At 69.3% G+C, this 26,867-nt stretch carries 25 protein-coding genes; 9 read left to right on the top strand and 16 right to left on the bottom strand.

Annotated features, from left to right (window positions below; translation table 11 throughout):
• Window positions 1–127: 127 nt before the first annotated feature.
• A complete protein-coding gene (locus K2Z83_RS19920; protein ID WP_220596943.1) occupies window positions 128–775 on the bottom strand; it encodes a response regulator transcription factor in 648 nt (215 codons plus the stop codon).
• A complete protein-coding gene (locus tag K2Z83_RS19925; RefSeq protein WP_220596944.1) occupies window positions 772–1,992 on the bottom strand; it encodes a sensor histidine kinase in 1,221 nt (406 codons plus the stop codon). Before K2Z83_RS19925 ends, K2Z83_RS19920 begins: the two co-directional genes overlap by 4 nt.
• A gap of 184 nt (window positions 1,993–2,176) precedes the next feature.
• On the opposite strand from K2Z83_RS19925, the gene K2Z83_RS19930 reads away from it, so the two are divergent.
• A complete protein-coding gene (locus K2Z83_RS19930) occupies window positions 2,177–3,676 on the top strand; it encodes a carbon-nitrogen hydrolase family protein (RefSeq protein ID WP_220596945.1) in 1,500 nt (499 codons plus the stop codon).
• Between the two features lie 23 nt (window positions 3,677–3,699).
• Here the strand turns inward: K2Z83_RS19930 and K2Z83_RS19935 are convergent, their stop codons facing one another.
• The 6 genes from K2Z83_RS19935 to K2Z83_RS19960 all read right to left on the bottom strand — a co-directional run bounded on the left by K2Z83_RS19935 (window position 3,700) and on the right by K2Z83_RS19960 (window position 10,198).
• Window positions 3,700–4,701, bottom strand: a complete 1,002-nt coding sequence (locus tag K2Z83_RS19935) for a hypothetical protein (protein ID WP_220596946.1) — start codon at window positions 4,699–4,701, stop codon at window positions 3,700–3,702.
• On the bottom strand, window positions 4,686–5,624 hold the full coding sequence (locus tag K2Z83_RS19940; RefSeq protein ID WP_220596947.1) for an MBL fold metallo-hydrolase: 939 nt from the start codon (window positions 5,622–5,624) through the stop codon (window positions 4,686–4,688). The genes K2Z83_RS19935 and K2Z83_RS19940 overlap by 16 nt, the downstream gene beginning before the upstream one ends.
• Window positions 5,625–5,710: 86 nt before the next feature.
• A complete protein-coding gene (locus tag K2Z83_RS19945; protein WP_220596948.1) occupies window positions 5,711–6,553 on the bottom strand; it encodes a peptidase dimerization domain-containing protein in 843 nt (280 codons plus the stop codon).
• Window positions 6,550–8,139 carry a malate synthase A gene (aceB, locus tag K2Z83_RS19950; protein ID WP_220596949.1) on the bottom strand — a complete coding sequence of 530 codons (1,590 nt, stop codon included), beginning with the start codon at window positions 8,137–8,139 and terminating at the stop codon, window positions 6,550–6,552. Before aceB ends, K2Z83_RS19945 begins: the two co-directional genes overlap by 4 nt.
• A 175-nt stretch (window positions 8,140–8,314) precedes the next feature.
• Window positions 8,315–9,589 carry an isocitrate lyase gene (gene aceA, locus K2Z83_RS19955; protein WP_220596950.1) on the bottom strand — a complete coding sequence of 425 codons (1,275 nt, stop codon included), beginning with the start codon at window positions 9,587–9,589 and terminating at the stop codon, window positions 8,315–8,317.
• A 306-nt stretch (window positions 9,590–9,895) separates the two neighbouring features.
• On the bottom strand, window positions 9,896–10,198 hold the full coding sequence (locus K2Z83_RS19960; RefSeq protein WP_220596951.1) for a nucleotide pyrophosphohydrolase: 303 nt from the start codon (window positions 10,196–10,198) through the stop codon (window positions 9,896–9,898).
• 345 nt (window positions 10,199–10,543) lie between these two features.
• Between K2Z83_RS19960 and K2Z83_RS19965 the strand changes: the two genes are divergently transcribed.
• The 3 genes from K2Z83_RS19965 to K2Z83_RS19975 all read left to right on the top strand — a co-directional run bounded on the left by K2Z83_RS19965 (window position 10,544) and on the right by K2Z83_RS19975 (window position 13,370).
• Window positions 10,544–11,485 carry a universal stress protein gene (locus K2Z83_RS19965; RefSeq protein ID WP_220596952.1) on the top strand — a complete coding sequence of 314 codons (942 nt, stop codon included), beginning with the start codon at window positions 10,544–10,546 and terminating at the stop codon, window positions 11,483–11,485.
• A gap of 153 nt (window positions 11,486–11,638) precedes the next feature.
• On the top strand, window positions 11,639–12,457 hold the full coding sequence (proC, locus tag K2Z83_RS19970; RefSeq protein ID WP_220596953.1) for a pyrroline-5-carboxylate reductase: 819 nt from the start codon (window positions 11,639–11,641) through the stop codon (window positions 12,455–12,457).
• A gap of 127 nt (window positions 12,458–12,584) precedes the next feature.
• The gene (locus tag K2Z83_RS19975) at window positions 12,585–13,370 is read left to right on the top strand and encodes a hypothetical protein (RefSeq protein ID WP_220596954.1); all 786 of its coding nucleotides are present in this window, start codon (window positions 12,585–12,587) and stop codon (window positions 13,368–13,370) included.
• A gap of 84 nt (window positions 13,371–13,454) precedes the next feature.
• Here K2Z83_RS19975 and K2Z83_RS19980 read toward each other — a convergent pair whose 3' ends face one another.
• From K2Z83_RS19980 to K2Z83_RS20010, 7 genes are all read right to left on the bottom strand, one after another.
• Window positions 13,455–15,449, bottom strand: coding sequence for a fructose-1,6-bisphosphatase (locus K2Z83_RS19980; protein ID WP_220596955.1), 1,995 nt, complete (start codon window positions 15,447–15,449; stop codon window positions 13,455–13,457).
• Window positions 15,450–15,508: 59 nt separating this feature from the next.
• A complete protein-coding gene (locus tag K2Z83_RS19985) occupies window positions 15,509–16,342 on the bottom strand; it encodes a DUF5995 family protein (RefSeq protein WP_255604309.1) in 834 nt (277 codons plus the stop codon).
• A gap of 12 nt (window positions 16,343–16,354) precedes the next feature.
• Complete coding sequence (locus K2Z83_RS19990; protein WP_220596956.1) at window positions 16,355–16,957, bottom strand: nitroreductase family protein; 603 nt, start codon at window positions 16,955–16,957, stop codon at window positions 16,355–16,357.
• 228 nt (window positions 16,958–17,185) lie between these two features.
• Window positions 17,186–17,944, bottom strand: coding sequence for a coenzyme F420-0:L-glutamate ligase (cofE, locus tag K2Z83_RS19995; protein WP_220596957.1), 759 nt, complete (start codon window positions 17,942–17,944; stop codon window positions 17,186–17,188).
• An 87-nt stretch (window positions 17,945–18,031) separates the two neighbouring features.
• Window positions 18,032–18,895 (bottom strand): S-methyl-5'-thioadenosine phosphorylase, encoded by an 864-nt coding sequence (gene mtnP / locus K2Z83_RS20000; protein ID WP_220596958.1) that lies wholly within the window; start codon window positions 18,893–18,895, stop codon window positions 18,032–18,034.
• Between the two features lie 114 nt (window positions 18,896–19,009).
• Window positions 19,010–19,702: a response regulator transcription factor gene (locus tag K2Z83_RS20005; RefSeq protein ID WP_220596959.1), complete on the bottom strand. Its 693-nt coding sequence runs from the start codon at window positions 19,700–19,702 to the stop codon at window positions 19,010–19,012.
• Window positions 19,703–19,789: 87 nt separating this feature from the next.
• Entirely contained in the window at window positions 19,790–21,739 is a 1,950-nt protein-coding gene (locus tag K2Z83_RS20010; protein WP_220596960.1) for a cell wall metabolism sensor histidine kinase WalK, read from the bottom strand.
• A 174-nt stretch (window positions 21,740–21,913) separates the two neighbouring features.
• On the opposite strand from K2Z83_RS20010, the gene K2Z83_RS20015 reads away from it, so the two are divergent.
• Complete coding sequence (locus K2Z83_RS20015; RefSeq protein ID WP_220596961.1) at window positions 21,914–23,929, top strand: hypothetical protein; 2,016 nt, start codon at window positions 21,914–21,916, stop codon at window positions 23,927–23,929.
• Here K2Z83_RS20015 and K2Z83_RS20020 read toward each other — a convergent pair.
• Window positions 23,811–24,518, bottom strand: a complete 708-nt coding sequence (locus K2Z83_RS20020; protein WP_220596962.1) for a PHP domain-containing protein — start codon at window positions 24,516–24,518, stop codon at window positions 23,811–23,813. The two genes, K2Z83_RS20015 and K2Z83_RS20020, sit on opposite strands and share 119 nt — an antisense overlap.
• 171 nt (window positions 24,519–24,689) lie before the next feature.
• On the opposite strand from K2Z83_RS20020, the gene K2Z83_RS20025 reads away from it, so the two are divergent.
• The 4 genes from K2Z83_RS20025 to K2Z83_RS20040 form a co-directional block, all read left to right on the top strand.
• Entirely contained in the window at window positions 24,690–25,067 is a 378-nt protein-coding gene (locus tag K2Z83_RS20025; RefSeq protein WP_220596963.1) for a pyridoxamine 5'-phosphate oxidase family protein, read from the top strand.
• 43 nt (window positions 25,068–25,110) lie between these two features.
• Window positions 25,111–25,353 carry a DUF2630 family protein gene (locus K2Z83_RS20030; RefSeq protein ID WP_220596964.1) on the top strand — a complete coding sequence of 81 codons (243 nt, stop codon included), beginning with the start codon at window positions 25,111–25,113 and terminating at the stop codon, window positions 25,351–25,353.
• A gap of 245 nt (window positions 25,354–25,598) precedes the next feature.
• Window positions 25,599–25,856 carry a hypothetical protein gene (locus K2Z83_RS20035; protein ID WP_220596965.1) on the top strand — a complete coding sequence of 86 codons (258 nt, stop codon included), beginning with the start codon at window positions 25,599–25,601 and terminating at the stop codon, window positions 25,854–25,856.
• A gap of 263 nt (window positions 25,857–26,119) precedes the next feature.
• The coding region (locus K2Z83_RS20040; RefSeq protein ID WP_255604314.1) for an ABC transporter substrate-binding protein at window positions 26,120–26,867 on the top strand (748 nt) is incomplete at its 3' end.

Below are 26,867 nucleotides of genomic sequence, written 5' to 3' on the forward strand. Positions count from 1 at the left end.
CGCGCCGCAGCAGAACAAGTGCAGCATGTGCCTGCCGGGCACAGAATTTCTTGTTATTTTGGCAAAAATGGCCAGCAAAGCTGGCCATTTTTGCCAAAATAACATCGGTTTTTAGGGCGGCAGCCCGTCAGGCCCCGAGCAGCCCGCGCCGCGCCGCGACCGCGACCGCCGCCGCCCGCGAGTCCACCCCCAGCTTCTGGTAGATGCTCGCCAGGTGCGCTTTGATCGTGCGCTCGCTGATGCCCAGCCTGTAGGCGATCTCTTTGTTCCGCTCGCCCTTCGCGGCGGCCTGGAGCACCTCGCGCTCGCGCTCGGTGAGCGCCGTGTCACGCGGCGGGGCCGCCGCCGCCGGCGACGCCCGCAGCGCGAGCACCCGCGCGAGAAACTCGGGCTTGAGCAGCGTCTCGCCCTTCGCGGCCGCCTGGATGCTGTCGATCAGCTGCTCGCGGCTGGTGTCCTTGAGCAGGTAGCCGCGCGCGCCCGCCTGGAGCCCGCGGATCATCAGGTCGTCCTCGTTATAGGTCGTCAGGATCACCACCGCGACGGCGGGGTGCGAGCGCCGCAGCTGCTCGATCGCGGTGATGCCGTCCATGCCCGGCATGCGCAGGTCCATGAGGATGACGTCGGGCTGGAGCGCGTCGGCGAGCTGGAGGCACTCCTCTCCGTCGGCGGCCTCGCCCACGACCTCGACGCCATCGGCGGTCTCCAGGATGAGGCGCAGCCCCTCGCGCACGATCAGGTGGTCGTCGGTGATCAGCACGCGGATCGGGTTCATCGCGCCCCCCCGCCCGGCGCGCTGGGGGCGCGCAGGTGTACCCTGGTGCCGCGCGCTGCGGCCGACTCGACGCTGAGCGCGCCGCCGGTGAGCCGCGCCCGCTCGCGCATCCCCAGCAGGCCGTAGTGCCCCTCGCCGCGCTCCTGCCGGGGGTCGAATCCGCGGCCGTTATCGCAGACCTCCAGCTCAAGGCTCCCCTGCTGCGCGCCGCAGCGGATCGCCACCTGGGTGGCCTGGGCGTGCCGCGCGACGTTGGAGAGCGCCTCGCGCACAATGTGCAGCGCGTGGCCGGCGACATCCTGGTCGATCTCGTCCTCCGCGAGGGCGAGATCGAGCTGGCAGGGGATGCCGGTCGCCTGGCTGAAGCGCTCGCTCGTCTCGCGGATGGCCTCGGCGAGGGGCGCGGGCGCGCGGCGCAGGTCGTCGATCGCGGCGCGCGACTCGGCCAGGGTGCTGCGGGCGCGGGCCAGGGCCTGGTCCACGATCGCGGCCGCGCGCGCGCTGCGGTCGGCCGCGAGGTGGGCCTTGACCGCCTCAAGCTGGAGCACCAGCCCGGCCACGCCCTGGGCCAGCGTGTCGTGCAGCTCGCGGGCCATGCGCTGCCGCTCGGCCTGGAGGGTGAGCGCCGCGATCGTGCCGGCGGCGGCGGCGAGCTGGGCGTTGGCGCGCTCCAGCGACTCGGCGAGCTCGATCGCGCGCTCCCGCGCGATCAGCTGCTGGTTGAAGAGCACCATGAGCAGCACCACCACGCCGCCGTTGAGCAGCAGGTTGCCGACGGCACTGGCGAGCCCGGCGCCATCCAGCAGCAGGGCGAGCAGCGTCAGCCCGAGGCCGCCGTAGAACAGGCCCAGCAGCAGGGCGGTGCGCGAGTTGCCCCACCAGCCCAGCGCCTCGCCGATCTGGCAGATGATCGCCGAGCCCAGAAAGCTGCCCCAGATGCTGGAGGGGGCGGCGGAGCCGTGCAGCACGAACACCAGGGTGACGATCAGGGCCGTCTGCGCGACGTAGTACAGGGCCCACCAGCCCGTGCGCTTCGGCTGCCAGATGTTCAGCCAGTAGAGCCCGATGTGCGCAATGAAGAGCAGGGCGACCGGCCAGGCCCGCGCGAGGCCGCCCGCCTGCCAGAGCGGCACGCAGGCCGACAGGCCCAGCGCCCCGAGCAGCAGGGTGATGAAGATGTAGATGGGCAGGCTGATGAAGGGGCGTCTGTGTTCCATCGCTCGGTCGTCCCGTGGTGATCGCTCGCGCGACCCATTGTACGGCATGCCCCCGGGGCGCGCTATTGGCCGGATGGACACTGTCCATCCGCACGCGCCGGCCGTGCCCATGGGACGATGTGCGCCGGCGGGCGAGGCGCTATAAAGGAGACAGCTACCAGCTGACTATCACGGAGGAAGGACTATGAACCGCAACCAGCAGCGCCTGCTCTGGCTGGCGACCGCCGCCGGGCTGGGCCTCTTCATCGGCGGGCGCTGGAACATCCCGCTGGCGGCCTGGCTGGCCCCCGTCTTCGTGATCCGCTTCTACCGCACCAGCGAGCGGCCCTGGCGCGACTTCGGCCTGATGTGGATCGTCGCGGCGCTCCCCACGATCATCTCCTGGCGCGGCGCGACCTTCATGGCCCAGATCCACCCCGCCGCCGAGGCCGCCTTCTTTCTGGCGATCACCCCGCTCGGCCTGACCCCCTATGTGATCGACCGCGCCTACGCCCGGCGCTTCGGCTCGCCCCTCTGGCTGACGCTGGTCTTCCCGGTCGCCGCCACCGCCGTCGATTTCCTGAGCTCCAGCGGCAGCCCCTTCGGCAGCTTTGGCGCGGGGGCCTACGCGCAGCGCGACGCCCTGCCGATCATGCAGCTGGCCGCGCTCAGCGGGCTGTGGGGCATCACCTTTGTGATCGGCTGGTCCGCCAGCCTGGCCAACCACCTCTGGGAGCACGGCTTCCGGCCCGGCCGCCCCGCGCTGGCCGCCGCCTGCGCGATCGCGCTGGTGCCCGGGATTGGCCTGGCGCGGGTGCTGCTCGCGCCCGAGGCCGCGCAGGCCGCCCAGATCGCGGGCTTCTCGCTGCCCGAGGGCGAGCTCGCCGCCATGATGGCGCAGCTCCAGGCCGGCGACGAGGCCGGATTCCGCCAGGCGGCGGATCGCCTGCACGCCAAGGAGCTGGCGCAGATCCGCGCGCTCGCCCTGGGCGGCGCGCAGATCGTGGTCTTGCAGGAGGGCGCGGGCCTGGGCTACGCCGACCAGGTGGCGCAGCTGCTGGCCGATGCCGCCGCCGTCGCCCGCGCGGAGCAGATCTACCTTGTGCTGCCGACGGTCGCCTTCGGCGCGGCCCAGGCGGAGAATGTGGTGCGGATCATCGACCCGAGCGGGGCGGTGGTGCTGGAGCACGTCAAGTATGGCGGCAACCAGTTTGAGGGCTCGCTCAAGGGCGACGGCGTCCTGCGCGTGGTGGACACGCCCTACGGCCGGCTGAGCGCGGTGATCTGCTGGGACGCCGACTTCCCGGAGATCATCAGGCAGGCGGGCCAGCAGCGCGTCGATCTCCTCTTCGTGCCGGCCAACGACTGGCCCGCCGTGAAGGATATCCACGCGGGCATGGCGACCTTCCGCGCCGTGGAGAACGGCATGGCGATCTATCGCCAGACCGGCCAGGGCGTGTCGCTGGTGGCGGATGGCTATGGCCGGACGATCGCGCGGGTCGATCTGTTTGCCGAGGGGGGCACGTCCGACTTCGCGGCCACGCAGAGCACGGCCACCCCGATCGGCGCCGTGCCGACGCTCTACCCGCAGATCGGCGATCTTGTCGGCTCCCTGATGCAGCTGGGGGCGCTTGGTCTGCTGGCGGGGCTGGTGCTCATGCGCGTCCAGCGGCGCGCCGCACGCGATGTGGCGGCGCTATCCTAGCACGGCCGTGAGCGGTCTCGGCCCTAGCGGATCACGAGCGGCGCGTAGAGCTGCGCGCCGACCTGCGGCATCGCGAGGGGGCCCGGCCGCCGCCAGCGCAGCTGATCGACGCTGATCGCGGCCCCGTTGCCGGTGAGGTACGAGACGAGCCAGCCGGCCTGATCGTGGTAGAAGTCGTGGGCCCAGCCAACGCCCACCCTTGCGCCAGGCTGCCACGGGCCAAGCGGCGACACCGCCCAGCGCCATCGCGCGCCATTGTCTGTCGGCCCGGTTGCGTTGTAGAACAGGTAGAACACGCCGTCCTGATCGACGACGTAGGGCGACTCGGGAACCCGCTCCGCAGCGGGGGGGATGTACGCCGCGCCCAGATCGCTCCATGGCCCGGCGGGGCCATCGGCCACGGCCACGCCGACGATCGGGCCGCTAGTATCCGCGCCGGTGTAGTAGAGGTAGTAGCGCCCGCCGTACGCCAGCACCATCGGGTCGCGACAGTCCGACCACTGGGCCGGGCCTGGGTACACCGCGCCGGGGTGATCCGGGCGAAGGATCACCCCCTGCTTCTGCCAGCTCTGCGGGTCGGCCGGGTTGGTGCTGGTGGCCAGCATGATCGACTGGGCGATCTGATGGTTCACCCCGGTGTAGTACATGTAGTAGGTGCCGCCCACGCTGATGACGTGGGGCGCCCAGACATAGGCCTCGTCGGCGTCGCCCGGCGCGCCGTGGCGCAGCGGGGAGGCCAGCGCCTCCCAGGCGCAGAAGTCCTGCGTGCGGGCATAGGCGAACTGGAGCTCGCTCCGGTCATCGGGCGCGGGGAGATCGATGCTGATCGAGACGAGGTAGTACCAGCCGTCAAAGGCGAAGAGGCTGTGATCTTTCAGCTTCACCTGTGGCAGCGTGAAGGGCGTGTGGCATCGCAGCTCGGCCGGCGCGAGGGGGGGGGGCGATGCACCATCCGCCCGGCCGGCAGAGCCGGCGAGCAGGATGATCAGCAGCAGCGCCAGGGAGAGCCTCATGGGTGCGGGCATGCCGCCTCAGCATCGGCGCGCTTGCGCCAGTAGCGGGCCAGGCCGCGCCAGCTACTCTCCAGGGCGCCGGTCTGCTGGTGCAGCGCCTCGCGCTCGGCCGGCGAGAGCCCGGCGGCCTCCTCGGCGGCCAGCGCCTCCAGGGCGGCGATCTGCGCCTCCTCGGACATGCCCGACTCCATGCCCCGGCGGACCTGCTCGCCCCAGTGGGCCAGGCGGGCGCGGTAGTCGCTTATGTGGAAGTCCACGTCGCTGTAGGCCCCGAAGTGGGTGAGCATGAGCCAGCTCGGCATCAGCTCGTCAAGCATGAGCAGGGTGCCGTCCCATGCCTCCAGGTCGATGTCGGGCGGCGGGGTGGCCGGGCGCACGAAGGACAGCCCGGGCAGCCGCACGCCGCCGTTATCGCCTATGAAGGCCCCGCCGCTCTGCTGGTCCAGGTAGATCAGGTGGTGCTTGGCGTGGCCGGGCGCGTCAAAGGCGTGGATCGTCCGCCCGCCCAGGTCGATCATCTCGCCGCCCTCCAGGACCGTGAGCGACTCGGTCGGCACCGGCACGATCTCGCCCCAGAGCGTGCCCATCTGGTCGCCGTAGAGCTGGGTGGCGCTCCTGAGCAGGCGCGAGGGGTCGATCACGTGCGGTGCGCCGACCTGGTGGACGTAGACGCGGGCCTTGGGGCTGCGGGCGAGGATGCTGCCGGTGGCCCCGGCGTGGTCGAGGTGGATGTGGGTGAGCAGGATGGCCCCGATGTCGCCCAGGCCGAGGCCGTGGGCGGCCAGGCCGGCCTCAAGGGCGGGCAGGGTGCTGGCCGGGCCGGGGTCGACCAGGGCCGGCACGGGGCCGGTGAGCAGGTAGGTGGCGATCACCTGCGGGCGGCCCAGGTGCATGTCGTCGATCGTGATCACGCCGTCGGGCGAGGGGGTGGCCATGGGTGTTCTCCGTATGGTATTGGGGCACCACGTAGGGCCGAAGCATTCGGGGTTGGCGCGGAGCACCAACCCCGAATGCTTCGGCCCTACCGCATTTCGATCATCCCCAGGTGGGCCAGGATGGCCGCGCCGGTCTTGATCCCGCCGATGAACCGCTCGACCTCCAGGTTCTCGTTGGGGGCGTGGTTGGCCTCGTCGGCGTTGGCGTAGGGCACTACAAACGAGTGGACGCCCAGGGTCTTCGTCCAGACATACTCGGGCAGGCTGCCGCCCATCGCCGGCACCAGCAGCGGCGGCTCGCCCTGGGCCTGCGTCACCCCGGCGACGATCGGCGCGGCGAAGGGCGAGTCCATCGGCGTCTTGCTCGGGTCCATGCCGCCCTGCCAGACCAGCTCGACCTCGGGGGCGTGGCGGGCCACGTGGTCCCGCACCTTGGCGAAGATCTCCTCGGCGGTCTGGTCCGTCACCATGCGGATGTCGCACTTGGCGACGGCCACGTGGGGCAGCACGGTCTTCGAGCCGGGGCCGGCGTAGCCGCCGTTCAGCCCGTTGATCGTCAGGGTCGGCCAGAGGGCCAGCCGATCGGCGAAGCCGCGGCCCTCGGGCGCGTCCATGCGCGCCAGGCCGAGGCCGCCCAGGATGGCCGGCAGGTCGATCGGCAGGGCGTCGAGGGCGGCGCGCTCCAGGGCGCCCGGCGGCTGCACGCGGTCGTAGAAGCCGTCGATGGTGATCTCGCCCCGCTCGTTCTTCATCGTCGCCAGCAGGTGGACCAGCGTCCAGATCGGGTTGGGGGCCACGCCGCCGAAGTTGCCCGAGTGCAGGTCGTGGCTGGCCCCGCGGGCGCGCAGCTCGAAGCTGACCACGCCGCGCACGCCGAACTCGACGCAGCTGCGCCCGCTGGCGTGGACGGGGCCGTCGGCGGTGATCACCAGGTGCCGGGCAGGGTCAGGAACTCGACGAAGTCATCGCTGGTGGTGATCTCATCGAAGAGCTCGGCGGCCTCCTCATACTTGCCGTCGTCGTAGCCCGGGCCGAGGATCTCGCGCACCTTCTGGAGCTCCTCGGGCAGCATGGCGCGGAACATGTCCACCGTCACCTTGCGGCCGTCGTCGAGCACGCCCTTGGGGCTGCGGATCCACTGCCAGATCTGGGCGCGCGAGATCTCGGCGGTGGCAGCATCCTCCATCAGGTTGAAGACGGGCACGCAGCCGTTGCCGGCCAGCCAGGAGCCGAGATACTGGATGCCGATGTTGATATTCAGGCGCAGGCCGGCCTCGGTGATCGGGCCCTCGGGGCCGAAGGTGATCAGGTCGGCGGCCGTGACCTGGACATCGTCGCGGGCGCGGTCGATCTGGTTGGGCGTCGGCATATGCTTGTCGAAGGCCTCCAGCGCCACCGGCACCAGGCCGGGGTGGGCCACCCATGTGCCGTCGTGGCCGTCGCTGGCCTCGCGCTCCTTGTCGGCGCGCACCTTCGCCATGGCCGCCTCGTTGGCCGCCGGGTCGCCCTTGATCGGGATCTGCGCGGCCATGCCGCCCATCGCGTGGGCCTTGCGGCGGTGGCAGGTCTTGATCGCCAGCAGCGAGTAGGAGCGCATAAAGTGCGTTGTCATCGTCACCAGCGCCCGGTCGGCCAGGACGAAGTCGGCGTTATTGCGGAACTTCTTGATGCAGGAGAAGATGTAGTCCCATCGGCCGCAGTTCAGGCCGGCCGAGTGCTGGCGCAGCTCGTAGAGGATCTCGTCCATCTCGAAGGCGCCGAGGATGGTCTCGATCAGCACCGTGGCCTTGATCGTGCCCTGCGGCAGGGCCAGCGCCTCCTGGGTGGCGACGAAGATCTCATTCCAGAGGCGGGCCTCCAGGTGGCTCTCCATCTTCGGCAGGTAGAAGTAGGGCCCGCCCTGGACATCGATCGCCTGGCGGGCGTTGTGGAACATGTACAGGGCGAAGTCGAAGACGCCGCCGGAGACGACCTCGCCATCCACGAGGACGTGCTTCTCATTGAGGTGCCAGCCGCGCGGGCGCACGAACAGCACCGCCGGATTGTCCTTCAGCGCGTACTGCTTGCCCTCGGGCGAGCTGAAGGAGATCGTGCGGGCCAGGGCGTCGCGCAGGTTGATCTGGCCCTGGATGGTGTTCTCCCAGGTCGGCGTGCTGGAGTCCTCGAAGTCGGCCATGAACACCTTGGCCCCCGAGTTGAGGGCGTTAATGATCATCTTGCGGTCGACCGGGCCGGTGATCTCGGTGCGGCGGTCGTTCAGGTGCGCGGGGAAGGGCGCGATCGTCCAGTCGCCTGCGCGGACATCGGCCGTCTCGGGGAGGAAGTCGGGCAGCGTGCCGGCGTCGAGCGCGGCCTGGCGCTCCTGGCGGCGGGCGAGCAGCTCGTGGCGGCGGCCGTTAAAGCGGCGGTGCAGCGTCGCCACCAGCTCTAGCGCCTCGGGGGTGAGGATATCGGCGAAGCCGGGGGCGATCGCCCCGGTGATCGTGACGCCGGCGGGGAGCTTCAGATCAGCCATTGATCGTGTCCTTTCGTACAATTTTCCACATTGTGGAAAGCAATTCCATAGATAGTATACCAGATCGCGCGCCCGGTATGGGTAGGGCCGAAGCATCGCCGCCGCATGCATGCGATGTTCCACATACATACGGCGGCGATGCTTCGGCCCTACTCACGCGATCCAAACGCCCGGCCTAATGAAACTGCTCCGCCTCGGTCGAGCCGGCCAGCGCCGTGGTCGAGCTCGTGCCGCCGGAGATGACCATGCTCACCTCGTCGAAGTAGCCGGTGCCGACCTCGCGCTGGTGGCGGGTGGCGGTGTAGCCGTCCTTCTCGGCGGCGAACTCAGCCTGCTGGAGCTCCGAGTAGGCGGCCATGCCGCGGTCGCGGTAGCCGTTGGCCAGCTGGAACATGCTGTAGTTCAGGCTGTGGAAGCCGGCCAGGGTGACGAACTGGAACTTGTAGCCCATCTTGCCGATCTCAACCTGGAAGCGGGCGATATCGGCGTCGCTGAGCTTCTTCTTCCAGTTGAACGAGGGCGAGCAGTTGTAGGCCAGCAGCTTGCCGGGGTACTTGGCGTGGATGGCGTCGGCGAAGCGCTGGGCCTCCTCCAGGCTGGGCTCGGCCGTCTCGCACCAGACCATGTCGGCCACGGCGGCGTAGGCCAGGCCGCGGGCGATCGCCTGGTCAAGGCCAGCGTTGACGTAGTAGAAGCCCTCGGGGGAGCGCTGGCCGGTGAGGAAGGGGTGGTCGCGCTCATCCACATCGCTGGTGATCAGGGTGGCGGCGTTGGCGTCGGTGCGGGCGATCACCAGGGTCGGCACGCCGAGCACGTCGGCGGCGAGGCGGGCGGAGACCAGGTTGCGCACGGCCTGCTGGGTGGGCAGGAGCACCTTGCCGCCCATGTGGCCGCACTTCTTCTCGGAGGCCAGCTGGTCCTCGAAGTGGACGCCGGCGGCGCCGGCCTCGATCATGGCCTTGGTCAGCTCGAAGACATTCAGCGGGCCGCCGAAGCCGGCCTCGCCGTCGGCGACGATCGGGGCGAACCAGTAGGTGTCGCCCTCGCCCTCAACCTGCTGGATCTGGTCGGCGCGCTGGAGCGCCTGGTTGATCCGCTTGACCACCATCGGCACGCTGTTGGCCGGGTAGAGGCTCTGGTCGGGGTACATCTGGCCCGCCAGGTTGGCGTCGGCCGCCACCTGCCAGCCCGAGAGGTAGATCGCCTTCAGGCCGGCCTTGACCTGCTGCACCGCCTGGTTGCCGGTGAGAGCGCCCAGGGTGTTCACGAAGGGCTCGGTGTTGAGCAGGTGCCACAGTCGCTCGGCACCCATGCGGGCCAGGGTCTGCTCGACCACCACGGAGCCGCGCAGGCGGTACACGTCCTCGGGGCTGTAGGGGCGCTCGACCCCATGGTAGCGGGGGCCATTCCAGCTCTCGGCGATCTGAGCTATCTGCTGCTCACGCGACATGATCCTCATCCTTTCACGATCTTCTGGGTTCAGTGACGGGGTGGCAGACCGTAGGAGCTGGCCGAGAATCAGGGGAGTGGGGAAGCCGGGGTCTCCGCTGACATCGGCTGACACGTGAGGCGCTGCCCAGGGATTGCACAGTAAGATGACGGTAGTATACCGAGTCGTAGTTACACGCTGGTTACAAATTTCACAGCTCTAGCATTCAGGGGTTGGGAGTTGGGAGTTGGGGGTTAGAAGTCGGGGCAGAAGCCAAGAGTCAAGGTGAATAGCCCCAACCCCCAACCCCCAACCCCCAACCCCCAGCTACTCCCAGCTCCGCCCGTAGTTCACCTTGAGCTTATCGAGGATGGCCTGCTCAAGGTTTATGTCAAGCAGGTAGGCGAGCTGAAAGAGGTAGTTCGCCACATCGGCGAGCTCGCCGGCGAGGGCGGCGGTATCGCGCGGCGCGTCGGCGAACTGGAAGTGCTCCAGGATCTCGGCGGCCTCGACGGCCACCGAGATCGCGATGTTGCGCGGGGTCTGCGGGTAGGCGCTGCCCTCGTCGTACCAGCCTTTGTCGGCCACGAACCGGTTGATCTCATCGGTGAGCTGCTTGATGTCCATCATACACCTGTGCTGTAAGTCGCGGCGTGCCATGTGTTGCACGGGCCATGGTAGCCGCATTCCAGCGCAGATCAACCGGCCTTCCGGCGCAAAGGCTGTGAAGATACCTCTTCACGGAGTGATCGTCCGTTTCCGCCGCTGCGCCCGCATCTGCGCTACACTGAGGTACGAGGGGCGGCACCCCGCATCGTGTCGCCAACCTCATGCATCACCACCCCAACGACAACACTCCCCCTACGCTCTTCCCGCCGCCCCTCGCGCCCAGTCATCAGCAGCGCCACACGACCCAGATTCGCCGCACGTCGCCAGCCCGACGTGTGGCCCTCACGATAAGAGAAAGGCACCTGTATGAAGACGATCCTCGTCCCCCTGGATGGGTCGCCCTTCAGCGAGCACGCCCTGCCGGCAGCCATCGCCATCGCGCGGCGTCGGGCGATGCGCCTGGCCCTTGTCCACGTGCATCAGATCGTCGCCTCCAATCTCTCGCCCGCCGGCGTGCCGTTCTTCGACCCATCTGTCGACACGATCATCCACGACGAGGAGGATGGCTACCTCAAGAAGGTCGCCGAGCGGATCGCCGCCGTCTGGGATGGACAGGTCAGCCAGGAGGTGCTCTACTCGCCGATCACCGAGGCGCTGTGCAGCTACGCCCAGGAGATCGGCGCGGAGCTGATCGTCCTGTGCAGCCACGGCCGGGGCAGCATCGCGCGGGCGTGGATGGGCAGCGTCACCGACCGCGTGATCCGCCACGCACAGATCCCAACGCTGGTGATCCGCCCATCAGACGGGGAGATCAACCTGTCCCACGCGCCGGCCATGAGCCGGATCTTGATCCCGCTCGATGGCTCGCCCCTGGCCGAGCAGGCTATCGCGATGGCCGAAGCGCTCGGGGGCGACCCGCCGGCCCACTACGACCTGGTCCGAGTTGTCGAGCCCGCGCTGCGCGGGCCGGCGCTGGGCAATAGCGAGCGGCAGATCGACACGGAGGCCCAGGAGGCCGCGTGGCATGACGCGAGCGCGTACCTGGAGGGCATCGCCGCGCCGCTGCGCGAGCGGGGGCACGTGGTGATGACCTACGCGCCGGTCGGCCACGTGGCCAGCGCGATCCTGGAGCGCGCCGAGGCCGACGCCATCGATATGATCGCGATGAGCACGCACGGGCGAGGCGCCGTGGCCCGCATGATGATGGGGAGCGTGGCCGACAAGGTGCTGCGCGCCACATCCACGCCGCTGCTGATCTACCGGCCGCCGCTAGAGGAGCCCGCCGCGCCCGATGGGACGAGCGGGTAGCAGACTCGCGCGCCAGAGACTGGCCTAGTCCAGTCTCTGGCGCGCGCAGCCCGTTTTCGGCTAGACCGAGGCGCTCGACCTACGAAGTTGACAGCCCCACAGGCGCGTGCTATTGTCGCCGCAGTGAAGGCGGGCCTAGCATACTGTGGACATATGCTCAAAGATCTCAAAATCTCCGTGATCGGGCCGGGGGCCATGGGCGAGGCGATCATCGGCGGGCTGCTGCGGCGGGAGCTGGTGTCGTCCGAGCAGATGCTGGTGAGCCACCCGCGCGAGGAGCGCCGGCGCGATCTCCAGGCCCGCTACGGCGTGGGCGTCAGCGACGACAACGTCGGGGCGGCCCGCTGGGGCCAGGTGGTGATCATCACCGTCAAGCCGCAGATGCTCAAGAAGATCTTGCCGCCCCTGCGCGGCACCATGGCCCCCGGCGACCTGGTGATCTCGGTGGTGGCCGGGGCGACGATCAGCTCCTTCGCCGAGGCGCTGGGCCACCCGGCGGTGGCGCGCAGCATGCCTAACACCCCCGCCCAGATCGGCGAGGGCATGACGGTGTGGACGGCCGCCGACGCGGTGGACGCGCAGCAGCGCGGCTGGGCGCGCACCGTGCTCAGCGCCCTCGGCCACGAGCTATTTGTGGACAACGAGACCTACCTGGACATGTCCACTGCGCTGAACGGCACCGGCCCGGCCTACTTCTTCCTGATGATGGAGGCCATGATCGACGCCGGTGTCCACATGGGCCTCTCGCGGCGCATCGCCGAGGAGCTAGTGCTCCAGACGATGCTCGGCACAGTGCGCTACGCCCAGCAGAGCGGCCTGCACCCGGCCCAGCTGCGCAACGCCGTCACCTCGCCCGGCGGCACCACCAGCGCCGCCCTCAGCGAGCTGGAGCGCGGCGGCATGCGCACCGTCCTCGCCGACGCGATCTGGGCCGCCTACCGAAGGTCTGTGGAGCTGGGGAAGCAGGGGTGACGCTAGCGTAAGGGCGCAGCAGCAGCCCGCACTGCATGCCGTAAGGGCGCAGCAGCAGCCCGCACTGCATGCCTTAGAAGCGGTATCATCCGCTGCTGCTGCTGCGCCCCAACAGGAGTCCGCGAGGATGATCACATACGCCCGCCCGCGCCTGCTCACCGCCGACGATAGGCGCTACCGCGCCTACGTGGACGGCTTCAAGCTACAGCGCAAGAACAACAAGGCCATCCGCCCGCCGCGCCAGCGCGACCTGTTCGGCGGCGAGGCCGAGGCGGCCCTGCGCGCCTGGCTGGAGCCGCAGGTCGAGCTGGATGACCGCCGGATCATCGAGTACGAGGAGCGCCGCAACCGGCAGGCCTTCGTCAAGTACCGCGAGGTGGACGCGCTCGCCGTAGATGCGCGGGCGATCTGGGCCTTCGAGTTCAAGGCCAGCCGCAGCGCCAGCTCGCTGCGCCGCGCCGTCGCCCAGCTCCAGGAGACGCGCCAGATCCTCAGGCTGCTGCGCCACACGGTGCGGGTGACGATCCTGCTGGTCGATACGGGAATCCCGGCCAGCGCCGCCGAGGTGGACGCCCTGATGGCCTCCGACCGCCCGCCGCCCCGCCGCCCCGAGCTGCTCGCCGAGGTGCTGGCGGCCCTGCCCGCCCTGCGCCTGGTCGACTCGCTGGCGGCCGAGGGCGACGGCGAGACGATCGATGTGCTGCGCTTCTCGGTTGAGGATATCATCGCCATGGCCGGCGCCGAGAGCCTGCACCTCGACTGGGCCACCGACGATGAGGAGCCCGAGGAGGAGCCCGGCCCGCGCCCCGCCGCCTCGCTCTACGCCAGCAGCTCCGACGAGCAGCCGGCGGGCGACGATGACGACGACGACAGCCCCCTGGCGGCGGCCCTGCGCAGGGCGGGGTTGGAGTAGGGAGCCTGCGGCTCCAAACCTCTCTTGTTGTTTGTGCGACATGAGCCAGCTTTGCTGGCTCATGTCGCACAAACAACAATTGGTTTATACCCGCGCCGGCCGATCGCCGCCGCCCTCGACCAGCACGCCGCTGCGGTAGGCCTCTACCAGCTTGCGCAGATCCTCAAGCTGGCCCTTCAGCATCGCGCCGGTGTCGGTGTCGGCGATCAGCACACGCTGCGGGAAGCTGGCGATCTGCTCCGTCTGCGGGGCGGCGTCCTGGCGCTGGGCGATCATCTCGTCGGCCGAGGTGAATGCGGCGTGGGCGGCCAGGGACATCTCGTGAGAGTTGCCGATCAGGGTGTAGCCGGCGATCCCGGTGACCGACTGGTAGGGCACGCTCATGCCGCCGTCGATCACGATCAGCTTGCCGCCCGCCATGATCGGCCGCTCGCCCTTGCGCACCTTCACCGGCGTGTGCCCATTGATAATGTGGCCGTGGTCCGGGTCGCCGCCGAATGCCGTCAGGATGCGCCGACAGAAGCCCTCGTCGTCGCGCAGGTCGTAATACGGCCCCTTCGCCTCATCGTGGGTGGCCTTATCGGCCACAAAGTAGCGCTCAAAGGTGGTCATGCGCAGGCGGCCAAAGAGCGGCGAGAGCGGGCCGCACCAGAGGTACCACATCGAGTCTTGGCCGTTCTGGCGCGACTCCGGGTTGTGGCTGAAGTAGGCGGCGCGGGCCATCTGCTCGTAGCGGGCCAGCAGAGCCGGCCCGGCCAGCTGCTCGCCGCCCAGCGGGAAGGCAATGAAGCCGCCGGCCTCGTCCACCGGCAGGCAGCCGTGGAACTTGAGGTTGCCGTCCTGCACCTGAAACATATTGCCGTAGCTGTAGAGGAAGCGGATGTGCTCCTGGAGCCGCACCGAGTGCTGGAACTGGTAGCGCAGATCCTCCACCACGGCGGCCTCGCCCTCGCTCAGCGCCGCCGTGTCCTGCGGGTCGAGGGTGGGCCAGTGTGAGTCGAGCAGCGGGTAGCTCTGCCCGTAGAGCTGCACCGTGTTCGCCTTCAGGTCGATCTGGTCGAGCAGGAGCCGGTCATCCATCGCATACTCGGGGTGGCGGCGGATGATCTGGGCGTCCAGCTTAAACTGGATGATCGATATGGCCTTATGCATACGGGCGACCGACTCGGCCGTATAGTCCTCGAACGATGGGCCGTGCTTGGGCTGAAAGCGGGCGCAGGGGTCGTCGGCATAGACCTCGTTGGCGAAGTCCATCAGGCGGCGCAGGCTGATGCCGTAGCCGTCGAGCAGCGTCTCCAGGTTGCCGTAGCGCAGGGAGATGCGTATCACATTGGCGATCATGGCGTCGCCGCCGCTGGCGGCGGCCATCCAGATCACATCGTGGTTGCCCCACTGGATCGAGACGTAGTGGTAGGCCATCAGGCGGTCCATCACCTTCTCGGCGGCCGGCCCGCGGTCGAAGATATCGCCCAGGATGTAGAGCCGGTCGACGACCAGGTTCTGGATGAGGTAGGCCAGGGTGATGATCGCGTTCTCGCCCTCGCCCAGCTCGACGATCGAGGTGACGATGCTGCGGTAGTAGCGCTCCTTCTGCTGGTGGTCGGCCTGGCTCTCGCTGAGCAGCTCCTCCAGGATGTAGGCCAGCTGCGGGTCGAGGCGCTTGCGCATCTTGCTGCGGGTGTACTTCTGGGCCGAGGTGCGGGCCACCCGCACCATGTGGGCGATGGTCGTCGCCATCCAGTCGTGCGGGTCGTCGAGGGTGGCCAGGGTCTGGCGCAGCTTCTTCTCGGGGTAGTAGATCAGCATCGCCAGATCGACCTGCTGCTGGCGCGGCATCTCGATGCCGAAGGTCTGGCCGATCTTGCGCCGGATGGCCCCCGAGGCGTGGCGCAGGATGTGGTCGAACTGCTCGTAGGCCCCGTGGATGTCCGAGATGTAGTGGTCGGTGCCCTTGGGCAGGGCGAGGATGGCGCTCAGGTTGATCATCTCGGTGTGGGCGGCAGTGATGGTCGGGTAGCGCCGGCTGAGCAGCTGGAGCAGCCGCAGCTCCTGGGGGTCGTAGGCGATCGGCACAATCATCGTATCCCTCAACCTCTGTACTATCGATCTATGCTGGGCACCAACGCCCAGCAAACATACTAGATCATCTTGAGCCGGCTGAGCCAGCGCAGCGGGTAGCCGAAGACGCGCGCGCCGACCTCGCCGCCGTCGCGCAGCAGCTGGACGCGGCGCATGGCGCTCGTATCGGCCCGGCGGCGCAGCTCCAGCCGCTCGACCAGGTCGGGCGTCTCAACGATCGTGATCGCCTGGCCCCAGACATCCGCGCGCCAGTTGCGCAGCAGCCGCGCGGTACACCACTCGTCCAGCGGGCCGCAGAGCAGGTCGGCCACGCCCAGCAGGCGGGCGTAGGGCGCGACCACCTCGTCCTGCACGCGGTCGATCGTCTCGGCGATCACCGCGTTGACCTCGCAGTAGTCGCGGTAGCGATCGGCCCGCTTGGCGGCGGGCAGGTCGTCCCACTCCGGCCCGAGCATATCGGCCATCACCAGCACCAGGTCGCAGTTGATGTGGGCGTTCACGCCGAGCAGCAGGCTCTCCACCACCGGGGTGGCCGGCTGGCGGGCCACGTCGTGGGCCAGCCGCCAGACCTGGGGCAGCTCGGGGTCGCCGGCCTCGTAGGCGTCGAGGGCCACGAAGTAGTAGCCGGCAAAGTTGTGGATGAGGTCGTGGACCCAGGGGCCATCGGCGAAGCGGCCGGACTCAAGGCCGGCGAACATATTGGCGGTCATCAGGCTGTAGCAGGAGAGGAAAACGGCGCGGCGGTCATCGGCCGCCTGCCAGCGGGCGATCTGATCGGCCATGCGCGCGGAGAGCGGGCGTTCGTGCGGCATACGATGGCTTCTCCGGTGATTGCAGATTGCAGATTGCAGATTGCAATCTATAATCTGCAATCTGCAATCTGCAATCTGCAATCTGCAATTCGATCACTCCCACTTTACCACAAGCGCATCCAGGGGGCGGCGCGGGCGGCGGACGGGGTCCTTGGCGGCGTGGCCGACCGGGATGAGCGCCTGGGGGCGCATAGTCGGCGCGAGATCGAGGGCTGCGCGCACGGCGTCGGGGCAGAAGAGCGGGGCGCACATCCAGCCGGTGTCGAGGCCCTGGGCGTAGGCGGCCAGCAGCATATTCTGGATGGCGCAGCCAAGGCTCTGGATGGCCATGGTCGTCTCGGCGGCCTGTCGCCCCTCGTCGGGGTAGACGTCTAGGTCCTCCAGGTAGAGGCAGGGCACGATGATCGCCGGCGCGCCAGCGATGCGCTCCTGCGACTTGCGGTGGCGCAGGGCGATAGTGGCGTCGTCCTGGCCATCGAGGGCCAGCTGGGCCCGCCACTCCGCGCCCATGGACTCGGCCAGGCGATCCTTCAGCTCTGCGCGGGTGATGACGACAAAGCGCCAGGGCTGGCGGCCGTGGGGCGAGGGCGCCCAGCCGGCGGCCTCGATGATCTGCTCAAGCTGCGCGCGCGATGGCGGCTCGGGGCGGAAGGCGCGCACCGAGCGGCGGCCGCGGATGATGTCCATCATGTCCATAAAATTGGAATACCTGTAGGGCCGAAGCATTCGCCCCCGCTATGGTGACTATTCACGGTGCCCAAAGACCATCCGAGATCGCCGGGGCCTGGCGGGCACGAGGCGAATGCTTCGGCCCTACTACCGAAACAAATCAAACTTCGGGTCGCGGATGGACTATTCACGGTGCCCAGAGACCATCCGAGATCGCCGGGGCCTGGCGGGCACGGGGCGAATACTTCGGCCCTACTACCGAAACAGGTCAAACCTGGGGTCGCGGATAAGCTGGCGGGCGCTGGCGGTATCGCTGGGGGTGAAGGCGAAGCCGCGCACGATCGCCACCGGCACCGCGTCGATCTTGCCCATCACCAGCTCGGCGGCCCCGGCGATCTCGTCGGCGACGGCGATCAGGGTGGCGTGCATCGTGTAGCCGTAGGGGTCATCGACGCCGGCGTAGTCGCTCATCGGCAGCATGCCGGCCACGCCGATCGCCACGTTGACCTGGCCGTCGCGCCAGGGGCGGCCGAAGGTGTCGGAGATGATCACCGCCGGGGAGACGCCGGCGCGCTCCAGGAAGGCGGCGCGCAGGCCAGCCGCGCTGCGATCCGAGTCCTCGGGGAGCAGGCAGACCACCCGGCCCCCGGCGACGTTCGACTCGTCCACGCCGCTGTTGGCGCAGATCAGACCCTCGCGGGTCTCGGTGATCAGCACACCGTTGGCCATCTTCACGATCCGCCGGCTCTCGCGCAGCACCACCTCCTGGAAGTGAGCGTCCTTGCGGGCCGTCTCGGCGATCTGGCGGGCGAAGGCCGACGGCTCGACCGTCTCCGGGTCCACCAGGCGGCCCTCGGCCTTGGAGACGACCTTCTGGGTGACGACGACCACGTCGCCGGGCTGGATGGCCTGGCCGCCGGCGGCGAGCGCCGCAAGGATCAGGCCGGCCAGGTCGTCGCCGGGGCGCACCTCGCCCATGCCGCGAACAGGGATGATCCGGATCTCGTCGGTCATAGAGGGAACCTCAGTATAAATGTTGAATGTTGAATGCTGAATGTTGAATGGCCAACATTCAGCATTCAGCATTCAACATTCAACATTCTACAGGTACTTCCCGGCGATCAGCGCCAGCCGCTCCTTCGCCTCGGCGGGGATGCGGGAACGGTCGGTGATGATCGCGGTGGACAGGGCGCTGTGGGCCGGGCTGACGAAGTCATCGCCGATGCGGGCAACGGCCTGGGCCACGATCCGCTGGGAGAGCGTGGCGTTGGCGTGGAGCACGGCCACCACCGCGTCGACCGTCACCGAGTCGTGGCCGGCGTGCCAGCAGTCATAGTCCGTGACCATGGCCAGGGTGCCATAGGCGATCTCGGCCTCGCGGGCCAGCTTGGCCTCGGGCAGGGCGGTCATACCGATCAGGTCGTGGCCGCGGCGGCGGTTCTCCTCGCTCTCGGCCAGGGTCGAGAAGGCCGGCCCCTCCATCACCACCATGGTGCCGCCCTGGTGGACGGTGGCCCCGGCGGCCTGCGCGGAGGCGTAGAGGATCTGGCCGAGGGTGGAGCAGAAGGGCTTGTCGAAGGCGATGTGGGCGACGACCCCCTGCTCAAAGAAGGTGTCCGGCCGGCCGCCCTTGGTGCGGTCGAAGAGCTGGTTGGGGACCACCACGTGTCCGGGGGCGTAGTCCTCGCGCAGCGACCCGACGGCGCTGACCGAGATCAGGGCGCGCACGCCCAGCTGCTTGAAGGCGTGGATGTTGGCCCGGCTCGGCAGCTCGCTGGGGTTCAGGCGGTGGCCTCTGCCGTGGCGGGGCAGGAAGGCGACCCGCCGCCCGGCTAGGGTGCCGATCACAAAGGCGTCGCTCGGGTCGCCGTAGGGCGTCTCCAGGTGCAGCTCCTCCACATCCGTGAGCCCGCCCATCGCGTAGAGCCCACTCCCGCCGATCACGCCGATGGTGGCCTGTGACATCGTATACACTCCTTGAGGCTAGTATGAACTATCAGGGAGAGTATAGCGCAAAATGCACCATGCAACATTTTGCATGGTGCATTCTTACACGTGGCATGTTGCGCCGGGTGCCGGCTACCCGACAAACTTATAGCCGAGGCCATGAACCGTCATAATATGCCGGGGGTGGCGCGGGTGGGCCTCCAGCTTCTGGCGCAGCCAGGCCACGTGGACATCGACAGTGCGGGTGGATACCAGGGCATTGTAGCCCCAGACCTCGTTGAGCAGCGCGTCGCGCGAGAGGGTCTCGCCGCGATGCGCAATGAAGTAGCGCAGCAGGCGGAACTCCAGGGCCGAGAGGTCCACCGGCTGGCCATCGCGCCGCACCTCGGCGCGGCTGAAATCCACGTGGACGAGGCCGAACTGGTAGGAGTCGGCGTCGGGCGGGGGCGGCGCGTCGGCGGGGGCGCGGCGCAGCAGCGCCTCGACGCGGGCCAGCAGCTCCAGCATCTCAAAGGGCTTAGTGAGATAGTCGTCGGCCCCGAGCTTGAGCCCGATCACCTTATCAACGATCTGGCCGCGGGCGGTGAGCATGATCACCGGGGTGCGGTTGCCGCGCTGGCGCAGGTCGCGGCAGACATCGAAGCCGTTGCGGCGGGGCAGCATCACGTCGAGGATGATCAGGTCGAAGCTCTCGCCGATGGCCCGGGCCAGCCCGGCGTCGCCATCCCCGGCGGTCTCCACCTCATAGCCCTCGCTGCGCAGGCGGTCGGTCAGGGTCATCACGAGGCCGGGCTCATCTTCGACGAGCAGGATGCGCTTGTTCATAGCGGGTATAGGGTATAGGGGACAGGGTATAGGCCGCGCATCAGATCTTCCAGCGCCACCTTATGACAGCCGCCCCTACTGCCCTCCTCATGCTCTTCCTGTCCCCTGTCCCCTGTCCCCTGTACCCCTAATCACTGGCTGGTGAACGGCCGCAGCACCGACGGCGGCGGCTGGCAGATGCAGAGTGAAGCAGGTGCCCTGGCCGGGCGGGCTGCTGATGGCGACCCGCCCGCCGTGGGCCTCGACGGCGTTCCGCACCAGGCTCAGGCCGAGCCCGCTGCCGTGGGCCTGCGTCGCAACGGCCGAGCGCCCGCGGTAGAACGGCTCAAAGAGGTGCGGCAGGTCGCCGGGGTCGATCCCGGGGCCGCGGTCGGACACCCGGATCAGCAGCTCCGCGCGGTGCCCCGACACGCTGGGGGCGACATCCACCCCGATCCAGCGGGCCTCGCCGCCGTACTTGATCGCGTTGCCGATCAGGTTCTGCAGCGAGCGCCTGAGGGCGATGCTGTCGACATCGGCGGGCGGCAGGCCGGGGGCGGCCGTGAGATCCAGCGTGTGGCCGCCCTCGCGGAGCTGGTGCTGCATGGCCTGGATGGCGCTCTCGACCACGGGGAGCACGTCGAGGCGCTGGAAGACGTAGCGCTCGCGGCCGGACTGGGCGCCGGCGAAGGTGAGCACCTGCTCGACCATATCGGTGAGCCGGCGGCCCTCGCCATAGATCACCGCGCCGTACTGGCGGGCCTTCTGCGGATCGTGGATGAGGCCGTCGGCCAGGTTCTCGCCGGCCGAGCAGATCACGGCCAGGGGCGTGCGCAGCTCGTGGGAGACGGCCGATGCAAACTCGATCTGCTGGCGGGCCAGCAGCTGCGCCCGCCGGGTGGAGATCAGCAGCATGGCGGTGCTGACAGCCAGCAGCAGCAGGATGCCGAAGCTGAGCAGCAGGTTGCGCGTGCGCAGGTTCGCTACCGCCGCGTCGAGCGAGCCCTCGCGGTGCTTGAGCAGCAGCCGCCAGTGCCCGCGCGCGGCCAGGTCGGTGTCGGAGAGCTCGTCGCCGGGGCGGCCGAGCACCCCGATCACGATCCGGTCGGGCTGCGCGCCCGTGGCGTCTGGGCCAGCGGCCAGATCGTTGGCCAGGAGCAGGGCGTTCAGATCCGCGTAGCTCAGGTCGAAGAGGCCCACCGAGACATCGCTGGCGCTAAATGCCGAGGGGGCCAGGCGCAGATCCGAGCGGTAGATCGCCCGCTCCGGGTCGGCCCGGTCGAGCACGGCGACATGATAGTCCGCGCCGCTGTCGCCGGGGAAGTAGCGGCCCACCAGGGCCGGGAACATCGTGCTGGAGATATAGCCCTCGTCGAGGGCGACGATCGTGTGGGCGAGCAGCGGGGTGTCGAACATCTCGGGCGGGCAGCGGGCGCAGCGCACGTAGGTGCCGGGGAAGATCAGGTCGCTGAAGAGCAGGTCGGCGTCGATGCCCAGATCCTGCTGGTTCGAGAGCAGCCATGGCCGCGAGACCGGCACGAGCAGCGAGGGGAAGCGCGCGTCCACCGGGTCGACCGCGACGCGCAGGGTGTCGCCGTGCTCGAAGATCTGGCGGTAGGTGCGCTCGAACCCGCGGCGCAGCGGCAGCATCTCGTAGGGCCAGGCGAGCGACTCGAAGCTGCGGCGCTCGGCGCTGTAGTGCGAGAGGCTGACCCTGCCGATCTGGTTGACCTCGACGAGGTAGATATCCTTGACCATGCCGGCGTAGGGCGCGGTGGCCCGCCAGCTGTCATAGCGGGTCGCGTAGCGCGCCCAGTCCTGATCGCGCAGGGTGGCGGCGTCCATCTGGAGCGAGAGGTAGGCGCGGGCCAGCTCACGGTTAAAGTCCTCGCTCATGCGCTGGGCGCTCAGCTCCAGGCTGGCCTGGCGGCGCTCAAGCTCGCCCGCGCTCACCTGGCCGACCCAGTAGTACTGCATGGCGGCCAGGATCAGCAGGGCCAGCAGCGCGGCCGCCAGCACCGGCGCGAAGAGCGAGATCGGTGATCTGCGTCGGGTCATAGGGTGCATTATAGCGGGGGGGGCGCGGAAAGGGAATAGGGGCGGCGCAGGCTTTACGAGCTTTACATGGGGGTTGGGGGTTGGGGGTTGGGGGTTCGCCCCCTGACGCACCGTGCTACAATGGGGGCTTAACGCACGCTTCACACGCGCTTAATGCGCGCCGAGACAACCACTATGATCCGCCTCGCCGATATCAGCGGGCCGTTCTACGACCCACAGAAGCCGTTCCGTAACTGGTCGTCCTTCCCCTTCACCCAGATCGACACTCCAGAGCCACCTTATGTCGACCAGGGGCAGCTTGATCACGGGGTGGGGCGGGCCTGCGCGCAGCTGGAGGCCCTGCGCGACCAGGGCTACACCGGCGTGGTGATCGACAACATGGCCCACCTAGTGACCTTCGACCGCGCGCCGCAGGCGGTCTACGCCGCCGACAGCCCCTTCCGACTGCGCGCCCTGGCCTACCGCGCCGCCTTCGCCCGCCTGTTCGCCCGCGCCGCCGCCCTCGGCATGGAGGTCTACGTGACCACCGACATGCAGTGGAGCACCCCGCCGCTGCGCCGGGCCGCCGGCGAGCTGCGCGCCGACAGCCCGCGCCTGGCCGAGCTGAACCGGCTGGCCGTGGATGAGCTGCTCGCCGCGATGCCCGAGGTGGCCGGGCTGGTGGTGCGCGTCGGCGAGGCCGGCGGCGCCCACAACCAGGGCGGCGACTACTGCGGCCACATGCTCTACACCAGCGCGACCGCCATGCGCGGCCTGATCGCGACGCTGCTGCCCGTCTGCGAGGCCCGCGGCCGCCGCCTGATCGTCCGCACCTGGAGCGTGGGCATCGGCGACCTGGGCGACCTGATCTGCTCGCCGCAGCGCTACGCCGAGGTGTTCGGCGACATGCGCTCGCCAAACCTGCTCGTCTCGGTGAAGCACGGCCCGGCCGACTTCTTCCGGCTGATGCCGCACAACCCGACCCTCGGCCTGCCCGGCCCGCGCCAGATCGTCGAGCTGCAGAACCGCCGCGAGTACGAGCTGTTCGGCATGGTGCCCAGCTCGGTGGCCGAGCTGCACCGCGCCGCCCTAGCCCGCGCCGCCGCCGACCCGCAGTGCGCCGGGGTCTGGGCCTGGAACGCCACCGGCGGCTGGGGCGGCGGCAGCGCCGCCCTCGGCGAGGGCGGCTGGAGCCTGTGGACTGAGCTCAGCAGCGCGCTCACCGCCGCCCTGGCCCAGGACGTGGCGCTGGACACTGATGCGTTTGTGCGAGGCTGGCTGGGGGGCAGGGGATGGGGAAGCTCCAGCCCCCAGCCCCCAGCCCCCAGCCCCTGGGCCGAGGCCCTGGCCGACCTCTACCTCGAGTCTGCGGAGCTGATCGAGCGGGGCTGGTACATGGGGCGGCTGCCGGGCGCGGCGGGGTCGCTGGGCGGCATCCAGCTCTCGCCGCTGCTCTGGGTCTGGTGGGTGCGCCCGACGGCCGCCCTGCCGATCTGGGCCTACCTGGCCGACGCCGTCGGCGATATCGGGGCGGCCGTGCGGGGCTCGGCGGAGGCGGCCGCGCGCGCGGCGGCCCACGCCCAGAGGCTGGAGCGCCTCGCGCCGCAGGGCGACGGGCGGGCCGCCGAGCTGGTTGACAGCGCCCGCTACCTGGCGGGCGCGCTGGAGGTGGCCCACGCCGCCCGCGCCCTGATGCTGCCCCTAATGGGCGCGGCCTGGCGCGCCGACCGACCGCCGGTGGCCGAGCTGCGCGCGGCGGCCGGGCACGCGCTGGCGCGACTACAGGCCCACCGCGACGCGTGGGCCGGCCGCGAGGATCTGCCGCCGATTGAGGTGGCCGAGCTCGCGCAGTTCGCCCGCGCCCTGGAGCGCTCGCCCCGGTGGGTCTGGCTGCAGGCCCGGGCCACCTGCGCCGCCGTGCGCCGGCTGCGCGCGATGCCTGCGGGGGGCGGGGGCGCAGGCATCGCGCTGGGGCCAGCGGGCGCGCGGGTGATGTCGGCCGCGCTCCCCTGGCTGAGCCAGCGGCTCAACCTGCTGCCCTCGATCTTCTTTGAGGCCGGCCCGTCGATCGGCGAGTGGGCGCAGCCGAAGCCTACGCGGCCACCGGCAGATCCGGCGCGCCGCCCAGGCGCGCCGCCAGCCACGCCGTCAGCAGGCGCGGCCCCCAGAACCACCGGCGGCCACAGGCCACCGTCTCGCCCGCCAGGATAGCCCGCCGCAGATCGGCGACGCCGCGGCCGGGGAAGCGGGTGTAGCCCATGCCGATCGTCTCCAGGTGGTGGGCGTCGCTCCCGCCGAGGGCGGGGAGCGCCCGGTGGGCGGCGTAGCGGGCGGCGGCCCCGTTGTTGAGGGGAAGCCACAGGCTGGCGTTAAAGGCCTCGATCGCATCCACCGGCCAGCCACGCTCCAGGCCGGACGCGCGCCGCAGCAGGCCGTGGCGGCCGACCGAGGGCACCAGCATGCCGAAGGGGTGCGGCGCCACGCAGATCCCGCCCTGGGCGTGGATGGCCGCCACGGTCTCGGCCGCCGGCCGGCCCGCCGGCAGCTCCTCCTCGATGAACAGCGCCAGCAGGTGCCCCTCGCGCGTCGAGACCTCCTCGCCCACGATCACCTCGACCCCAAACTCGCCAGCCAGATCGCGGGCCTCCAGAGCGCCCCCGATCACGTCGTGGTCGGTGATCGCGATCACCCGCAGATCGGTGTGCGCCGCAACGTAGGCCAGCACCTGCGCCGGCGTGGCCACCCCGTCGCTGTAGGTCGTGTGGATGTGGATATCGGCCGTGCTGAACATCGTTCTCATCGTGCGAGCTCCCGGCGTCGACTACAGATACTCAGCGGTGCCCGCTCCCGCACAGATCTGCAATCGACAATCTGCAATCGCCCCCCCAGCCGGTATACCAGATGCGTATTGTCTGCAGCCTATCGGCGTGTTAAGATACGATCAAGATCCCGTAAATGCCTGGAGCATACCGTGAGCGAACCCAACGAGCGGGCGCTGGCCCGGCTGGAGGTCGAGGCGAACATCTGGCTCGCCAGCGTCCGCCCCGATGGGCGACCGCACCTGGTGCCGCTCTGGTTCGCCTGGTCGGGCGGCCAGATCTACCTCTGCCTCCAGATAGAGAGCGTGAAGGCGCGCAACATCTTGCAGAACCCGCGGGTGGCCCTGGCCCTGGAGAGCGGGAGCGACCCGCTGGTGATCGAGGGGGACGCGGCCGTCGTCGTGCGCCCCTGGCCCGAGCCGGTGGTGGCCGGGTTCCTGGCCAAGTACAACTGGCTGATCACCGACGACGCTACGTACAACGGACTGATCGCGGTGCGGCCCCGCAAGTGGCTGGCCCTCGGCGGGTGAGATCAGCCCATCGCCCATCAGCTATGTCCCTAACGGAGGCACTATGTCTACGCTCAAAGAGCAGCTGGCCGCAGCCAATACGATCATTGCGGCGCGCGAGAAGGAGCGCCTTCAGATCTACGCGGATAGCCAGGTGGATGAGCAGGAGCATCCGCGGCTGAACGTGATCAACCGTGAGCTGGAGCATGTCTGGGATCTGAAGCGCCGCATCGAGGCCGCCATCTCGGCCGGGCTTAGCGAGCTGCCCGTGCCGCCCCCGGCGTACCCCGAGGATATGATCGGCTAGTATGGCAAAATCGTCACCGAAACAAGTGTAGTCCGTCACAAAAAAAACCTGCTATACTCCAGGGCTATGAGCGCATGGAGCAGCATCGCCATAGCCACCGCCCCTGGCCGGACAGCCCCGCTCTGGAGAGCTGCCGCGGCCGGGTGCGCCCTGGCGCTGGCGCTCATGCTGCTGCTCCAGCCGCTGCTCTGCGTGGCCCACTGCATCTTCCGCGCCGAGCGCGCCGCACCGCCGGCTTCCACGGCATGGCCGCCACCATCAGCGACACCCAGACCATCGACACCGCCTACCTCACCACCGTCTCTCGCGTCAGCAAGGTGCTCAAGCAGACCGCCTGGCCCGAGCAGCTGAACGACCAGGCCCAGCAGTTCCTGTCCGACCTCGACGCCTTCAGCGCCGCGCTGACCGTCGGCGACGTGGCCGCCGCCACCGCGATCTCCGAGAGCGTCCACGACACCCAGCACGAGCTCTCCCACGCCATCGACGGGGCGCTCGGAGAGTGAGGGTGTGGGAGAGCTGCGCTCTCCCACAAAAAACCTGGTTGTGCGGCGGCGCGGCGTAGCCGCGCCGCCGCACAACCAGGTTGGCATGTGCCTGCCCAGCACAAATTTAACAAAAATGATTGACAATCTGAGGAGAATCGTAGTATTCTGCTGACACCGCGATAGCGCCCGCTCAAGAAGATGCACCACGATGCCGTGCGATCCGCCTCAGGGTTCTCCTGGGCGACCATCTGCGCCATGGTGCCGGAGCCAAGGAGCCAGAGATGCCCCGGTTTCGCCTGATCGGCATGATCACGCTCGCCCTGACTCTGGTGCTGGCCGGGTGTGGCGGCGCGCCCGCCGCACCCGCCGCGCCCGCCACATCCGCCCCAGATTCCCCTGCCGCCACATCCGCCCCGGCCGCAGCCGCGACGGAGGCTCCCGCCGCCACCGGCGGCACCCTGCGCATCGGTCGCACCGCCGCCCCCGACTCGCTCAACCCCGGCGCGGCCTACATCACCGAGGCCTTCGACATCTTCAGCCTGGTCTACGACACCCTGATCAGCACCGACCTGCGCAATCAGCCCCAGCCCCAGCTCGCCGACGAGTGGTCGGTCGACGCCGACGGCAAGACCTGGACGTTTAAGCTGAACCCCGGCGCGAAGTGGAGCGACGGCCAGCCGCTCACCTCGGAGGATGTCAAGTTCACCTACGACATGATCCGCGGCTTCGATAGCTTCGCCCTGATCTCGACCTACACCAGCCTGATCGCCTCGATCGAGACGCCCGACCCGCAGACGGTGGTGATCGCCTTCGAGCAGCCGGTGGCCAACACGGTCGAGCGCTTCTCGAGCGTCTACATCCTGCCGAAGCATATCTGGGAGACGTTCGTCGATGCGGCGAACCCCAGCGAATCGACGGCGGCGAGCGAGTTTGAGAACACCGAGATGATCGGCTCGGGGCCGTTCACGATCGCCGAGTACAAGGCCGGCGAGTTCACCCGCCTGAGCGCCGTGAAGGACTACTTCCGTA

It is taken from the genome of Oscillochloris sp. ZM17-4 (genome assembly GCF_019599295.1).
In the GTDB taxonomy this organism is placed as follows: domain Bacteria; phylum Chloroflexota; class Chloroflexia; order Chloroflexales; family Chloroflexaceae; genus Oscillochloris.